This window comes from Shewanella sp. SM71 (assembly GCF_025653905.1).
Taxonomy (GTDB): domain Bacteria; phylum Pseudomonadota; class Gammaproteobacteria; order Enterobacterales; family Shewanellaceae; genus Shewanella; species Shewanella oncorhynchi.
In genome coordinates this window covers 165,187-180,752 of the sequence record NZ_JAKKRW010000002.1, presented here as the reverse complement: position 1 = coordinate 180,752, position 15,566 = coordinate 165,187, and the positions used below count along the sequence as shown (strand labels likewise).

Genomic DNA, 15,566 nt, shown 5'->3' with positions numbered 1-15,566 from the left:
TTCACTCAGCAAAAGATGGCCGAATATGTACCCAAACAACCTGAAGATGCAGGATTCAGGTAGCTTGAGTATATAAGTCGCAGAAATAAGCTAGTCACTTTGCTAGCGTTTACTTGAGAGGGCATAGCAAGGATCACTTGTAATGGAGAAATAAATTTCTCAAAAACATAGTAAACTTAATGCTATGAAATATAAGTAAAATAATCTATTTATGACGGAGCGTAGTCGTTTTCAGGTCACAATCTGAGAGGATTTTTTATTATCGGGGGTGATCGGCAATCGGATTTAAACTAAAATAGCCGTCTAGATGTAGATGCTTCTACACGTTTGAATGCTAACGACGAGATTTTCCTACTATGGCAAAGCACTTGTTTACTTCTGAGTCGGTCTCAGAAGGTCATCCCGATAAGATTGCAGATCAGATTTCTGATGCTGTGCTAGATGCAATTCTGGCTCAAGATCCAAAAGCACGCGTAGCGTGTGAAACTTATGTCAAAACCGGCATGGTATTAGTGGGTGGTGAAGTCACTACCTCTGCCTGGGTTGATATTGAAGAAATCACCCGTAAAACGGTGCGTGAAATTGGTTATACCCATTCAGATATGGGGTTTGATGCAGACTCGTGCGCAGTATTAAACGCCATTGGTAAGCAATCACCCGACATCAATCAAGGTGTAGACCGCGCAGACCCTGCAGAGCAAGGTGCTGGCGATCAAGGGTTAATGTTTGGCTATGCCAACAACGAAACCGACATTCTGATGCCTGCACCTATCACCTATGCTCACGCATTAGTGAAACGTCAGTCTGAAGTGCGTAAAAATGGCACGCTACCTTGGTTACGCCCAGATGCGAAAAGCCAAGTCACTTTTGCCTATGATGATGGCAAAATTGTCGGTATCGATGCAGTTGTGTTATCGACTCAGCACAGAGATGACGTTTCACAAGCCGACTTAATTGAAGGCGTGATGGAAACCATCATCAAGCCAGTATTACCGGCTCAATGGCTAAACAAAGACACTAAGTTCTTTATCAACCCAACTGGCCGTTTTGTTATCGGTGGTCCAGTAGGCGATTGCGGCTTAACGGGTCGTAAGATCATCGTTGACACTTACGGCGGCATGGCCCGTCATGGTGGTGGCGCATTCTCTGGTAAAGATCCATCAAAAGTGGACCGTAGCGCAGCATACGCTGCCCGTTATGTGGCAAAAAACATAGTTGCAGCAGGTCTTGCTGATCGCTGTGAAATCCAAGTGTCTTACGCTATTGGTGTGGCAGAGCCGACCTCTATCAGCATCGAGACCTTCGGTACCGGTAAAGTATCTGAAGAAGTGCTGATCAAGTTAGTACGTCAACACTTTGAACTGCGCCCGTACGGTTTAACGGCCATGCTAGATTTAGCACGTCCAATTTATCAAGCGACCGCCGCTTATGGCCACTTTGGTCGCAGCGAATTCCCATGGGAAGCGACTGATAAAGCCGAAATATTGCGCGCTGACGCGGGTCTATAGTCTTAATTCATTTCAATTTTTACACTTAAGACCCATAAAAAACCGCTACCCAGCGGTTTTTTTATGTCTGACATTTAGTTAGATTAATAGTGCTAAGACAAATATGGCAAGATAAAAAGCAGCATATACACAGACCATTAGAGTGCACTGACCCCATGACCGATAACGCCATCTTATTACAGCAACTTCAATCTTGTGCATGGGCAGCCAACGTAGGTCAGCCAGAGGAAACAGCAAAGACATACGGCACATTAGAGGAGATCGCCGCTTTTCTTGAATCCGATCCTGAAGCCTTTTTTGAAACACCTTACGAAATCCAATATGAAAGCCTGTGTGTAACTGATCATGACTTGGCAAATTCGTTAAAAACAAAGGCAGTAGTAAATGATGTGCATGCTTGGATTTCTGACAGCGAAATCGATGAAATTTCTAAGTCAGCTTACCTCGCCACTTGGAAAATTATTCCCGTTGCAGAAATATGCGCGCTGACATCCGATGACGCTAATACGCTCGCAACACTGCTCCTAGCTGACGTTAAACTTTCAGCCTTTACGAGTGAACGCCTATCTTGGTATCTCTGTGGAAGAATCCCCTTTGGTTATATTGGTACTTATCCAAACGGACAATGGCTGATTCTTTAGGCTTATACGCTAGTGTAAAAGCGAGAAATAGGGTGTCCCGTTTCATTTTTTGATGACTCTCATTCTAAGCCATTTTAGCCAGAGCAAATTGTAGGCAAACTGAAAGTGCATTATGTTGTTTTATACTGGGTGGCTGTTTATATGTTTATTAATCCATAGAAATTTTAATGAGAAACTTACGAGTTAGAGCAAAGGGTCTATCACGTTTATGCATACAAATTCAGGAAGACTGGGCGTGGTTATGAGCTTGTAGAGGTTGAGAGCGATCTTACTCATGCACAAGTCAGAGGGTATGAACAAGCGGATATTGAACATTACAAAATGTTAGATACTTCTCAGCATGGAGTCTACACAGAAGACGGTAAATTTAATGCTGGAGCAGGCAACCGTGCTCGCTCTTACGACCCTAGCAGATTGAATGATCCTAATGATGAGAGGGCCAAAGCGTTTGATGAAAACTATAGAAATAGAATGTCAACACATTCATCTTCGAAGAAAAAATGCTAACTTCGTGGGGGCGTATGAAAAAGATTGATGTAGGTACTTGTTTTTACATTCCGCTTGAAAGCGGTGAATTTGGCTTCGGATACATTGTTTATGATGATCGGTTTCTCATCGTGAATATATTTGATTTTAAATCAAACAGTTGTAAGAAAGTTATCTCTGCTTTTGATAGGCCACTTTTGATTGAAGGGTGGCTAATTGATGTGGTTGTTTTCGCTAAAATAAAAAATGCAATGCACCCAAAGTGGGAGTTACTACGTAAAGTTATATATGACAACCCTAAGTTCCCTGTAAACCCTATAGTAATATATGGGCTGCCAAGCAGGCTCAAATGCCTAAATTATGTAACTGGCGACACGTTTGACGCTACGGATAATGATATAAATATTTATCCTAGATTTATCACGAGGCATAGTGATTATTACTCTGCTTTCGTGAGGTTAAAGTATTCTGGTGTTCAGTTTGATAATCTGCGGTTTGATGAAAAGCTTGATTGCTATATACCAGTTCTCAATGGTCTGTAATTTTTTGCCATGGCAAGCCTGTGTGAGTGGATATCAGCAAATGCTAAACTCCTAACAATTAAAGTTACAGCTCCCCCTGCACTACTTTCCAACACATTTCTGTCCCATATTAAGTTTACTGATATTTTCTATATGATTTAAAAGAAAAAAATCCACTTTAAGGAAGAAAATTAAGTGAACTTTGAAGTTATTCATGAAGAAAATAACGCGATTGTGGATGCGCTGGTAGACGGCGTTCGTCAATATAATGCAGTGCTCTTAGGACCAGAGAAATCAGTACCTTTGTAGTGGTCAAGTAAAATTGGCCACGGTTTTAGAGTCATTCCAATATAAACGTTCTGACTCATTTGGCGTTAACCCACCATTATATTGATGGGGTCTGGTCTCACTGTAATATCCAGTGATGTAATTTGTGATCTCTTTATCTGCTTCTGTAAAATTCCCATAACCATTGGCGGGTATCCACTCAGATTTCAAACTTCTAAAGAAACGCTCCATTGGTGCGTTATCCCAACAATTCCCGCGRCGACTCATACTTTGCTCAATCTGAAGACGCCATATTAATTGTCTGAATTTCAAGCTCGTGTAATGYGAACCTTGATCGCTGTGATATATCACATTCTCAGGCTTACCCCTTAACTCAAATGCCATTTTCAAAGCTTTACAGGTCAGCTCACTATCTGGTGATAATGACAAAGCCCATCCAACAGGTTTGCGGGAAAATAAGTCAAGAACAACGGCTAGATAGGCCCAACGATTACCGACCCAAACATATGTCACGTCGCCACACCACACTTGATCTGGTTGAGTTACTGCAAACTGTCGATTAAGCGTATTGGGGATTGCAACATGCTCTTGTGTCGCTTTCCGATAAGAATGCTTAGGCTGCTGACAGCTTAATAACCCAAGCTTTTTCATTAGATTACGGGCTCGATAACGACTGAGACCAATCCCTTTATTAGTCACTAATTGAGCTATCGTTCGAGCACCGGCAGAGCCATGACTAATACGATGTGCGGCCTTCACTTCACTGCATAAAATAGTAAAGTCTGCATCAATATGTTCTTTTCTTTTTAGCCAATACTTATAGCTACTTCGATGCACTTTGAATGCATTACAAATTGTGAGAATAGAGTGGCTCTGCTTGAGTGCGCTGATTAGCATAAATTGTTCATCGAGTCTGACATCAAGAGAGCGGTAGCCTTTTTTAGGATAAGATTGTGCTCCTCAAGACGAGCTATTTGCTTCTTCAGCTCACGGATTTCAATTTGTTCAGGGGTAATCGGAGATGCTTTTGGTGTGCCACCCTGGCGTTCTAGTTTTAACTGTCTCACCCATTTATCCACTTTAACTGTCATTGCACGTGATGAAGCTGGCAAGTTGATAGGTGGTGTGGGTGGCCGAACTATCTATAAAAACTTCTTAATCAATGTCGTCTGGGTTGATGACCAAACCAGAGGCACTGGGCTTGGGCATAAACTGATGGCACTTGCCGAAGCTGAGGCGAAACAGCGGGGGTGCTTGGTAGCTCAAGTGGATACCTTATCGATTCAAGCACCTGTGTTTTATGAAAAACAAGGGTTTGAGATCATAGGCACTGTCACCACTGACCCTCAGCGCATCTTTCTGATGAAGAAGTATTGATCAAAAAAGCGATTGAGAAACGGACTGAATTAACACACTCAGCAATGATCGAAATGGGCGTTTTGCATGCAAAGTAGACCGATCTGCTCTTGGGATAAAATAGCGCATTCTAACGCGCTCTTGGAGTTTACACGGCTAAGTTCCTTATCGGTCAGTCGCGTTATCGTCGCCGAATAGGCATTGGTTCGGCCACAATCGAGCCAAATATCCCCTACTTCTACCCAATAATGCTGCGCTTGCTTTGAATCGGAAACAAACTCGACTTCAAATCCCCTCGCCTCACACCCATGGTGAGCGCACTCAGATAAGACCAATCTCAAGTTGTCCCAAGCCGATAAATTGACCTTGGCATAAGTCGCTAATAATGACTCAACAAATTGCACATGCATGTATTTATCTCCGTTATTGATATCAGTAGAGATTTAACCCTTAATTCTTATCGTCGAACAACTAAGCTTGGGTCTTTGCCGCCATTAAATAATAATCCCTTGCCGAAACGGTGAAAAAATCCACAACCTGCATGTGCGCTTTACCCGAGTGAGCGGCAAAGGAACGTTCATTATCTTCGGCAATAAAGGTCAACATATAGCTAAAATGCGGAGCAACTTGGCGACGAATTTCACAGACTAATGCCTCGAAAATCCCTTGCCCACGATAGGCTTGCTGCACCCAAATCGGCCCGTATTGGCAGGAATTGGCCTTAGTTAGTTTAGGTCCATCCCAATCGAGTTGCCCCAAACGATTCAACAAATTGCGGTAAATAGGCCAATGTTCGAAAAATCCCCAACGGCCTGCAATCACATAACCGACGATCTGCTGCTCAACCTGCACCACTACAATCCAATGGTGCAGCACTAATTCGCTCAGTTCACTGTGGGAAAAAGCTTGCCCTTGCAATCCCATATTGGCGGAGGCTAATTCGTCATTAAGATGTTTTTTCTCTAGCATCGCTAATAAATCAACATCTTGAGGTAAGGCTAATCTAATTTTCACAGTGTTCTCACGGCATCATCTTGGCTTTAGGCCCAATTTAAGGCCGTCAGTATACTCGGTTGGATTAATAGGCACAGCTAGAACAAGGTATTATTTAGTGCCTTGATTTGCTAAATCCCCTTTTATTTCCCAAACTTAATGAATATTTAGCCCTAGTTAGGCGTTTGTATGTTGCCCGAAACCATTAATCCCAACTTGAGTTTACTTGATAGCGACAATCAACAAGTGAATCTCACTCGCTGGATGCACCAATGTGAGCTCATCAAAAGCTATTACAACGCTAACACGGTTTTTATATTCCAAAAGACCAGCGCAGGATTTGAGATCATTGTCAGCGCAATCACTGAAACACCACAATTTACCGCGGGCACTTTATATCCACCAGCACTCGAACTCTTCAAACAGATACAAAACAGCCAACCTGATGGTTTATATCAAAACCTCGGCAGCTTTATGTTAGAGGATTTACCAAGGGATTTTGATGGCATTCAGCACATTCTCTCGCGCCCTATCGCTTGGCCGGATGGTAGCCAATTTGGTGCCCTGTGTGTACTCAACCCGCATATAACAGAGCCACTAGTCAATGCCGCTATGCTCGAACCATTTCAGATTTTACTACAACAGGAATTATCCCTTCTGTGTCAGAACCATAGAATTGAATCCCTTTCGATGCGCGATCAAGAAACGGGCATGCTCAACCATTACGGCTTCTTGATGATGGCACCAAGGCAGCTCAATTTAGGCCGCCGCTTTGGCGCCCATGCAGGTATCATCTTCTTTGAATTACTGAGCACGGATAACACTCCAATACCACTCGAAAATAATCACCACAGACTGTTAGGCAAGTTAATCCAAGATACGATAAGAACCGCTGACGTTGCCGCCCATTACAACAGCACTCAATTTGTGGTACTTGCTTTTGTGGATGGTGAACGGGATGTTCTACATATTATGAAGCGAGTAGAAAAGCAGCTAGAACAACAAAACCATCAGCTAAAACTCGATGTGAGCTACAGTTTTTTTACCCCAGAATCCAGCGCCAAACTTGCACCTATGATGGAACTCGCGCGGGGCAAACTCGATTCAATGCGCCCACCTGTATCCCAAGCCGCAGACACGCCAGTAGAACCCGCCATTGACTCAAGCTTGTACGATAATCCCGCCGCAGATTCGGCAGAGCTTTGATTTAATGAAATTTAGACTTAATTAGACAGTACAAAATTACTTGGAATGCTCATCTTGGCGCTTCGCCCATTGGATAAACAGCACCACAGGATAGGGCGACATTAAGACCAACCCTAAACCAATCAGACTTGAGATCAATAACATGCCGCTTATCTCTAGACTCCATTGCGTCAACATATAAAACCCAAGTCCACAAACTAGCATCAATACACCTAACCAATGTAAAAACTTCAACAAATTCAGAGTACTTTTAAATGAGCCTGTCATATAAACCCCTTTAGATCTTACGAAAAACTTGTCACACTATGGCCATAATCATGGAAAAAGGAACCGCAACGATGTTAAAACAAACATTCATTTTAGGTGCATTACTCTTAGGCATCACCGCCTGCCAAAGTGCCGATATAGCACCAAATGATACTATTCCATTAGAAGGCCGCTGGCACATTGAAATGGTTCAAGGCCAACCGACTATCGATTACAGCCCAGCGCAAATTACCTTTGAGGCCGAAGGTAAATTACATGGCAACAACAGCTGCAATAACTTTTTCGGTCAATATACTCAGCAAGGCGAAGAGCTTAAGCTATCTCCTGCCGGTAGCACAATGAAAGCCTGCGTGGATGCCCTAATGCAGCAAGAGCACAAAGTGATGCAAGCTATGCCATTAGTTACCAAAGCAAAATTAGTGCAAGGCCGACTTACCTTACTTAACAGCGACGACAAGCCAGTGTTAGTGTTAAGCCAAATGAAGTAACCATAAAACTTGTCAGCATAAAAAAACCGCCAATGGCGGTTTTTTAGTTAACGAACTAGCAATAAAAGCTCCCTATGCTTTGACACTCTTAGCCGCTGCAATTTCGAGGGCGATATTCTGTTCGGCTATTACGGCGCTTTGATCTATGTCGGCATTATAATGCGCCATATCCAACTCATCTTCAGACTTTGCAATGACAGTCGTCGCCACTAAGTCACCGGAGACGTTTACCACAGTACGCACCATATCTAAAATACGGTCAATTCCCGCAATCAATGCCACCCCTTCTAAGGGAAGCCCTACGGTTGTGAGTACTAAAGTCAACATCACTAAACCCGCACCGGGCACACCCGCAGTACCAATAGAGGCCAACGTCGCCGTTAAAATAATGGTGAGATAATCGACGACAGTCAGGTCGATACCAAACGCCTGTGCCACAAACAGCACTGTGACCCCTTGGTATAACGCTGTGCCATCCATATTGATTGTGGTGCCTAGCGGTAACACGAAGCTAGAGATCTTCTTATGAACCCCCAAATTTTCACTCGCACACTTCATACTCACAGGAAGCGTGCCCGCAGAGCTCGATGTGGTAAACGCCACTAACATGGCATTGCTAATCCCTTTAAAAAACTGCAGCGGGCTTAACTTTGCAAATCCGCGCAGTAAAAAACTATAGAATCCAAGCACATGAATAATACAGCCAAGATACACAGCAATAATAACTTTGATCAGTGGCCAGAGCATATCAATCCCATACTCCCCCGCTACCCAAGCCATTAGCCCAAATACACCGTAGGGTGCGAGCTTCATCACCATGTCGGCCATTTTATACATGGCCTCAGCTAAACTTTCGAACACTTTAATTGCAGGTTTGCCATGCTCGCCAATCAGCACTAAGGCGATACCTAAAACAATCGCAAATACTATAACTTGCAAAATTTGCCCGCTTGCTAAAGCCGCAATAGGGTTCGTCGGCACTATGTCGATCAAAGTATCGACTAAAGAAGGTATTTCTTTGGCAGTTTGAGTCGCGCCTTCTGCCAATGACAAACCTAAACCTGCACCGGGTTGAAGAACATAACCGACAATTAAACCGATAGTGATCGCGATAGCCGTGGTAAAGAGATAAAACGCAAAAGATTTAAAACCAATACGCCCCATCTTGTTCGTATCTTGCATCGAAGTAACGCCCACAATCAGTGAGCAAAACACCAATGGCACAATCAGCATCTTAATGGAATTAACAAACAAGGTGCCTATCGGCTTTAAGTGAGTCGCTTGCTCGCCGAAGATGATGCCCACTAAAATACCTAGCACCATACCGATAACAATTTGCAGCCACAGCGGCACTGACATCCAGCGAGACCAAATACGGCCTAATGCTGACGACTTTTGTTTTGTCATATTGATAACCTTGAATTCGAAACTATGATGGGGCAAAGACCAAAACTAGCGCGCTAGTTTCTCAGTCTAAATGGGGCAATCGCCGAGTCTAGCAGAGGGGTTTTAATCGAGGGATGATCTGGGTCACGTTGAGCTAAACCGCCTTAAAATCAGTAATATTAGCCACACAAACTTTGTTAAATTGGCCGCTGAGATGTTAATTTTCCTGCTTAAGCATCAAAATATTCTGTGACTTTTTTTGGTGCTATTTGCTGACGATAAAGCGACGCAGGCGGTTGCTCACGCTCAATCAAATAACTCCAATAATCGTCATCAAAACCACTGAAAATAAAGTCGGACTTACCGTTAGCTTTTAAGACCAACCACCACCAAACTAAACCCCATAAACCGAAGCTCAACAGCGTTAAAATAAAATGCAGACGATGATTTATCTGTTCATCAGCAGCAATATCATAGACGGGTAAAATCTTAAGTTTATAGCGGCGAGTAGACTTAATAAATCCCATCATTAACTCACTTAGTTCAGCGAAAGGACACTAGAGATAAGCCTAGAAGATAAGACTTTAGTCGTACAAACATCCACAGCAATAAATAATATCAGTGCCTAACCTGCCACTGCCAAACTCGTTATCCCTCGTCGTTCCATGCTAAAGTGAATCACAAAATGTTGTTTACTAAACAAGAGCGGTATTGCCAAATAACCGCCTAGGAGTTGTAGTATGTTGATTCGTAAAGCTAAGGCTCAAGACCTAATCGCCTTAGTGCAGTTTAATCAGGCCATGGCCCAAGAAACCGAAGGCCTAGCCTTAGATGAAGCGACACTGACTCGAGGTGTGGGCACGCTACTTGAGAGCCCGCAAAAAGGGTTTTACCTGGTCGCTGAAATCGCAGGTGAGCTAGTCGGCTCGCTCATGGTGACATTTGAATGGAGCGATTGGCGTGCGAAGGATTATTACTGGATCCAGAGTGTGTATATTCGCCCGCAAAATCGTCGCCAAGGCATCTATGCCAAACTCTACAGCGAAGTCAAACAACTGGCCGAAGCTAATGGTGGTGCCGCCAGCTTCCGTTTATATGTCGAGCAAGAAAACCTCGCCGCACAGCAGACCTATCAAGCGTTAGGGATGAAGCAGAGTTACTACTTAATGTACGAAGAAAAATAAGTGATTCAAATCTTATACGTAATAAAAAAGGATCGGGCCAATAGCACGATCCTTTTCTTTTTACGACTCACGATTCACATTCAAACCGCGTTCCTACTAAGATTAAAACTTAACGAAAGAAGCCAAACAGAATAGCCGTCATTGCCAATAAACCCGCTATAACCACGAAGATATTGCTGATGCGACCACGGTGCGCTTTTAATGCTGGCACTTTGTATACAGCGTACATAGGCATCAAGTACAGGATAGCCGCGATAATTGGGCCACCTAAAGCTTCAATCATATTCAAAATACTTGGGTTTTTGATTGCCACGGCCCAAATCGTCACAAACATAAACACCAGAATAAATTTGTTGATTTTTTGCTCTGAAATGCCTTTTTTATTCGTGTCTAACTGCTTAACAATAATCCCCTTCATGCCTTCTGTCGCGCCCATGTAATGGCCAAAGAAAGAAGACACAATCGCGATAAAGGCGATTAATGGACCAAAGTAGCTCACAAAACCACTTGAATGCACGTTGGCGAGATAAGACAAAATCGGTAGATTCTGAGCTTTCGCTTCGGCCAATTGTGCTGGCGATAATGACAGCACACAAGAGAACACAAACAACATCACAAAGCCCACTAACATCATGGAAGTATTACGTAAAATAACATCAGCTTTGCGAGAAGCATTCGCGCCATGGTCACGTTTCAATGACACAGAAAACTGTGAAATCGCTGGAGAATGGTTAAAGGCAAACACTAAAACTGGAATCGTTAACCAAACTGTGCCTAAAAATGCACCCGCTTCTGGTACAACGAGTAAAGCATCCATTTTCCATTCAGGGATCAGGTAGATAGACATAAAGGCCAAAATACCCACCAGCGGATACACCAGCAATTGTGTCACTTTGAGCATGAATTTCTCACCTGCGACCATTACAGCCATCATACCGAGGATCAATACACCCGATAGAATGAAGCGTGGTGGCGATGCCATGCCTAACTGATTGACGATAAAGCTATCAACAGTGTTGGTAATACCTACACCGTAAATTAATACAATCGGATAGATAGCAAAGAAATACAGTACGGTAATGGCTTTACCCGCGCCAACACCAAAATGCTCTTCAACTACTTGAGTAATGTCGCTACCAGGAATGCTTGATGAACAAACAAAACGAGATAAACCACGGTGGGCAAGATAGGTCATAGGACCAATGATCACTGCCATTAACACAAGAGGCCAAAAGCCGCCCATGCCCGCATTGATAGGTAAAAATAAAATTCCAGCGCCAACGGCAGTGCCGAACAAACTCAACATCCAAGTCGTGTCTTGGCGAGTCCAAGGTAAGTGTTTCGTTGAATCTAGATTCTGTGTGCTTTGAGGTGTTCCAAGAACACTGGTCGCATCTTTTTGCATATAAAAGTTACCTTACGGTGTGACTAGCATAATAAATTCGCGCTAAGGATAACCAAAAAAAGCCCATAAAAGTTGATCTGACACGGCTTTATGTAAGGGAATTTCATAATAAACTGATATTGAGATCTAGATCGCTGATTTAATGTAATAAGTTTTCAATACAGCATCAAAACATATACATAAAAAGCCACTTAAAAATACAAGATATTCACCTCAAGCCAAATCCAGTGACATTGCATAAGCGCCGAGAAAAACAGCTAACCGGACATGTGTCACAAAAATCAACAAAACAAGACGCGTCACAGCATACTCACGTCTAAGGTAGATCGAGATCACAGTCGTTAATGTTAAATTTTTACAAATCGCTATCAGTCGCAAACACGCATAAAAAACGGCTCATCCGGATTCAACTCCGAAGTGAGCCGCTAACGATTAAAGCGCAAAATCTAACTTATGGTTTTTGTAGTGTCAGCTCAGTTGTCGACACTACAGCTGGGGCTATGTCAGCCTCTTTGAACAACAAAGGACGGAAGCTTTTAGCACTCGAGTACAAGATACTTTGATCGGCAAACGCAGGCGTTAAGATATTACTCGACTCAGAGTAAGTTAAAATCCCCCGCGCCACAGGCCCCTCGTCGGTAAAGTTCACCGCCATCATCCAACTCGAACCGTAACGCACTTGGTACCCTTTCGCCGTTAAGCCAGAACTCATTGCCTTGCCAGTAACCACATCCATCGCAGCTGCGTATTTGTGCTGCGGGATCAAAGTGTCATCCCCCGACAAACTGGTTGAAAACACGTTGAATCCACCTTCAGCATTATGACTACCCGGCCAAGGTAAACGCGACCCGCTTGGCGTTCCATCTGGCAGCGATTTCTCCACAAATTGCACATCCCCTAATGGCGCATCTAAGGCAAAGCCTGCGGCCTCAAGGTTAAGCGCACTGTGCGCCAAGGCCTTTAAGGCACTACCATCCGTAGTCAAGGTTTTAGGTGTCGTTGCCGCATTAGCGGGATCGAATCCTTGGGTCAACATGGTTGTTTGGCTGAATAGATGGGCAAATTCACGTAGTAAAGCACCACCTTTACTGTCGTTATCTTGCTTACCGTTCCACGCCTTTAATGCCGCACAAGCCGAAGAGACATCCTTAGATAAACTCGCCGACACCACCACAGGAGTACTGCCTTGGGCATCACACTGGGCAATCAAGTCAGGCAGCACTAACTCGGCGAGATAACTGCGATTCGACAGCACAGCCGCTTCGAGTTCTTCCAAGCTGAACTTGCCATCAGCCCCCGCGGCGTCCTGCATTAAACTCAAGCCCATCCGTGTCCGCAGTGATAGCTGTCCAGCCTCTGCGCCGTACATAGGCGAGAAGTAAGTCAGCGGTTCATTCAAGTTAGTCGACCAAAAGGAGTCATTGGAGTTTTGCACAAAGTCGCTGCGCTCAAGCTTGGGCGCACGCTCATAGGGCGTTGGACCATCGAAGCTAAACAGTGAAGTGTTACCGGGTAAAATCGTAAATCCGGCTTTTGCCTTAGCCGCTTTAATATCCGGTGAGGTTTTTAACAACACAACTGCCGATTCAGATAATCCTGGCACAGTTGAGTCGTCGATATAGAAAGCATTGCCCTCTTTATCGGCGTACATAGTGTTATTGAAGATAACGCCATCGTAGTCCTTAAATGCCTGTTGGAACTCTTCTTTGTTCGTCGCCATGTTCATGGCTAACCAATGGTCAACAGGGTCCATAGTCCCCATATTGGCATCTTGGATCATAAAGGCACTGCCATCATCCCAACCAAAAGGCGCTAAAGCGGGTGGAGCTTCGACCATAGGGCCTTTGGCCGTAGTATAAATATCTTTCTCGGCGACCAGCATGCCCGCAGGACCTGCATTCACTAGAACCGACACTGTCTCTTTGGTGATCGGCATAGGTTTACCATCAAACAAATACTGCATCCGATCACCCGAGACTAACTCAAGGTTATACATCACAAAATGCTCAGCAGTAGAGAAGGTATGAGTCCAAGCGAGATCTTTATTGAAACCAATATTAATCGGTCCTGGCATACCCACTAACGAGCCGCCCATCATATCTAAATGCCCTGGGATCGTAATATGGGATTGCCAAAAACGCAGGTTACCCGTATGCGGGAAATGCGGATTACCTAGCACCATGCCCTTACCATTTTCGGTTTTATCCTTGCCTAAACCCCAACCATTTGAACCTAAATCGCGGGGATTGGTCTCTGGTGTCGTGATACGAGCCGCGCGGGCAATCAACTTAGACTGCATATCGGCCACAAACGCAGTTTGGTCTTGGCTAGGCGCTGGCCCAACGATACGCGGCATGTATTCCTGTGCATCTCCTGGGTTAGCGTAAAAAATCAGATCGAGAAAGTTAGCTGCGCCCGGTAATAAGGCGATAGAAAACAAATAAGTCACCACATCTTCTGGCACTATGGGTTTCACCCAAGGCTGACCGCCACAGAAAGGTTCTGCCGTTTGTGTGCCCGCTTCAACATCAGCAATATATTGGTTATAACCAGAGGTAAAACCTTGGATAAGTGCCCGAGAATTTTCACTAAATTTCGGCCATTTTTCTTCGGCTTGCGCTCTGATCTTTAGCGCTTTATAGGCAAAATCTGAGATAAGGTTACCGTTATCTTCCGCCGTGGGTTGACCCGTAGTGAAGTCAATCGACGCATGGGGTCCAAAGTACATAGAACGCTGTGAGTTCGCCTTGATAAAACCATCGGCTAATACACATAAGTTGTCCTGTGCCTGCGCATAACCGCTACCAAAACCTAAACTTTCTAAGTTGTCAGCTTGGATATGCGGCACGCCATAGGTCGTACGGCGAATACTGGCTTTGAGTAAACCATTGGGGGCAAAAGCTTGCAGTTGAGTTCCAGGTTCGGTAGGCGTAGTGCTATCTTCGCTATCGTTACAGCCGGTCAGTATTACACCGCAGGCCATTCCCATAGCAATCACGAGTTTGTTGAATTTCATTATTATTATCTCTTGGTTTTGGTTCCTTCAATGACATAGCCTTACTGCCTATTCCAGCCCAAATTACTGAAGGAGCAATAGTTGCATGTCGCTTCCTAGTCCCTAAGGCTGGCTATTGCCTCCCCTACTGTTGGCTTTTTTACTGAGCTTCGCCGACGACTGTGGCAGAATAGAAAACCCAAACACTTAGACACCTCAGACCATTTAAGCAATGATTCAAACGAGCGTCCACATTAAAATCCAAAATAAATAACTTATATGCAACAAAACATTATTAAGATAAAAGTGGGTTCTAAAAACCCAGTAAAAATCAACGCGGCAACTAACGCCATGGCACAGCTGTTCCCTGAGAGCATCATAGAAGCCAGCGGTATGGATGCCCCTTCTGGTGTTGCGGCGCAGCCAATGACAGATCTCGACACTCGCCAAGGGGCGATCAATCGGGTGCGCTATTGTCAACAGCAGGACCCGCAAGAGACTAAAGCCGACTACTATTTTGCGATGGAAGGCGGTGTCGATTGTTTCGACTTTGGCCCTGCCACATTCGCCTATATCGCGATTGGCCATAAAGACCAGCTTGCCATTGGCCGCAGTGCGATTTTACCTTTACCAATGCAAGTTTATCGAGCATTAGAAGCGGGGGAAGAACTCGGGGATGTCATGGATAGGTTGTTCAATACAATCAATATTAAGCAAAAAGGCGGTGCCATAGGTTTACTCACCCACGGCCATGCGACCCGTGAAAGTAATTACACCCAAGCGATTATTCTCGCCATGACGCCATTATTGAATCCTGATATTTACACAGTAGATTGTTAGTA

Annotated in this window: 15 protein-coding genes and 1 pseudogene; 8 read left to right on the top strand and 8 right to left on the bottom strand. The window is 44.2% G+C overall.

Translation table 11 applies throughout. The features are described from left to right. Positions 1-356: 356 nt before the first annotated feature. The 3 genes from metK to L5L97_RS03280 all read left to right on the top strand — a co-directional run bounded on the left by metK (position 357) and on the right by L5L97_RS03280 (position 3,177). Complete coding sequence (gene metK / locus L5L97_RS03290; RefSeq protein WP_028761631.1) at positions 357-1,508, top strand: methionine adenosyltransferase; 1,152 nt, start codon at positions 357-359, stop codon at positions 1,506-1,508. 155 nt (positions 1,509-1,663) lie between these two features. Further along, on the top strand, positions 1,664-2,149 hold the full coding sequence (locus L5L97_RS03285) for a hypothetical protein (protein WP_263183243.1): 486 nt from the start codon (positions 1,664-1,666) through the stop codon (positions 2,147-2,149). A 521-nt stretch (positions 2,150-2,670) separates the two neighbouring features. Continuing rightward, a complete protein-coding gene (locus tag L5L97_RS03280; RefSeq protein WP_263183241.1) occupies positions 2,671-3,177 on the top strand; it encodes an Imm26 family immunity protein in 507 nt (168 codons plus the stop codon). Positions 3,178-3,468: 291 nt separating this feature from the next. Here the strand turns inward: L5L97_RS03280 and L5L97_RS03275 are convergent. Then, positions 3,469-4,547 (bottom strand): annotated as a pseudogene (locus L5L97_RS03275) (IS3 family transposase); the annotation flags it as partial. On the opposite strand from L5L97_RS03275, the gene L5L97_RS03270 reads away from it, so the two are divergent. Further along, entirely contained in the window at positions 4,477-4,821 is a 345-nt protein-coding gene (locus L5L97_RS03270; protein ID WP_263182005.1) for a GNAT family N-acetyltransferase, read from the top strand. The pseudogene L5L97_RS03275 and the gene L5L97_RS03270 overlap by 71 nt on opposite strands. A gap of 38 nt (positions 4,822-4,859) precedes the next feature. On the opposite strand, the gene L5L97_RS03265 is transcribed toward L5L97_RS03270, so the two are convergent. Together L5L97_RS03265 and L5L97_RS03260 are read right to left on the bottom strand one after the other, a co-directional pair. Beyond that, complete coding sequence (locus tag L5L97_RS03265; protein ID WP_263182003.1) at positions 4,860-5,210, bottom strand: hypothetical protein; 351 nt, start codon at positions 5,208-5,210, stop codon at positions 4,860-4,862. 61 nt (positions 5,211-5,271) lie between these two features. Continuing rightward, positions 5,272-5,814 (bottom strand): GNAT family N-acetyltransferase, encoded by a 543-nt coding sequence (locus L5L97_RS03260; protein ID WP_263182001.1) that lies wholly within the window; start codon positions 5,812-5,814, stop codon positions 5,272-5,274. 168 nt (positions 5,815-5,982) lie between these two features. On the opposite strand from L5L97_RS03260, the gene L5L97_RS03255 reads away from it, so the two are divergent. Beyond that, a complete protein-coding gene (locus L5L97_RS03255; protein ID WP_263181999.1) occupies positions 5,983-6,999 on the top strand; it encodes a GGDEF domain-containing protein in 1,017 nt (338 codons plus the stop codon). A gap of 36 nt (positions 7,000-7,035) precedes the next feature. Here the strand turns inward: L5L97_RS03255 and L5L97_RS03250 are convergent, their stop codons facing one another. Then, positions 7,036-7,266 (bottom strand): hypothetical protein, encoded by a 231-nt coding sequence (locus tag L5L97_RS03250; protein ID WP_028759411.1) that lies wholly within the window; start codon positions 7,264-7,266, stop codon positions 7,036-7,038. Between the two features lie 71 nt (positions 7,267-7,337). Between L5L97_RS03250 and L5L97_RS03245 the strand changes: the two genes are divergently transcribed. Further along, complete coding sequence (locus tag L5L97_RS03245; protein WP_113939802.1) at positions 7,338-7,754, top strand: META domain-containing protein; 417 nt, start codon at positions 7,338-7,340, stop codon at positions 7,752-7,754. A gap of 72 nt (positions 7,755-7,826) precedes the next feature. Here the strand turns inward: L5L97_RS03245 and L5L97_RS03240 are convergent, their stop codons facing one another. Both L5L97_RS03240 and L5L97_RS03235 read right to left on the bottom strand, forming a co-directional pair. Next, positions 7,827-9,161 (bottom strand): dicarboxylate/amino acid:cation symporter, encoded by a 1,335-nt coding sequence (locus tag L5L97_RS03240; protein WP_263181997.1) that lies wholly within the window; start codon positions 9,159-9,161, stop codon positions 7,827-7,829. Between the two features lie 209 nt (positions 9,162-9,370). Then, positions 9,371-9,667: a hypothetical protein gene (locus tag L5L97_RS03235; RefSeq protein WP_113939800.1), complete on the bottom strand. Its 297-nt coding sequence runs from the start codon at positions 9,665-9,667 to the stop codon at positions 9,371-9,373. 213 nt (positions 9,668-9,880) lie between these two features. Between L5L97_RS03235 and L5L97_RS03230 the strand changes: the two genes are divergently transcribed. After that, positions 9,881-10,324, top strand: coding sequence for a GNAT family N-acetyltransferase (locus tag L5L97_RS03230; RefSeq protein ID WP_028761639.1), 444 nt, complete (start codon positions 9,881-9,883; stop codon positions 10,322-10,324). 109 nt (positions 10,325-10,433) lie between these two features. On the opposite strand, the gene L5L97_RS03225 is transcribed toward L5L97_RS03230, so the two are convergent. Both L5L97_RS03225 and L5L97_RS03220 read right to left on the bottom strand, forming a co-directional pair. Next, positions 10,434-11,729, bottom strand: a complete 1,296-nt coding sequence (locus L5L97_RS03225; RefSeq protein WP_028761640.1) for an aromatic amino acid transport family protein — start codon at positions 11,727-11,729, stop codon at positions 10,434-10,436. Between the two features lie 451 nt (positions 11,730-12,180). Next, positions 12,181-14,745: an acylase gene (locus L5L97_RS03220; RefSeq protein ID WP_263181995.1), complete on the bottom strand. Its 2,565-nt coding sequence runs from the start codon at positions 14,743-14,745 to the stop codon at positions 12,181-12,183. Between the two features lie 258 nt (positions 14,746-15,003). On the opposite strand from L5L97_RS03220, the gene yjjX reads away from it, so the two are divergent. Beyond that, positions 15,004-15,564, top strand: a complete 561-nt coding sequence (gene yjjX / locus L5L97_RS03215) for an inosine/xanthosine triphosphatase (RefSeq protein WP_263181993.1) — start codon at positions 15,004-15,006, stop codon at positions 15,562-15,564. Positions 15,565-15,566 lie beyond the last annotated feature (2 nt).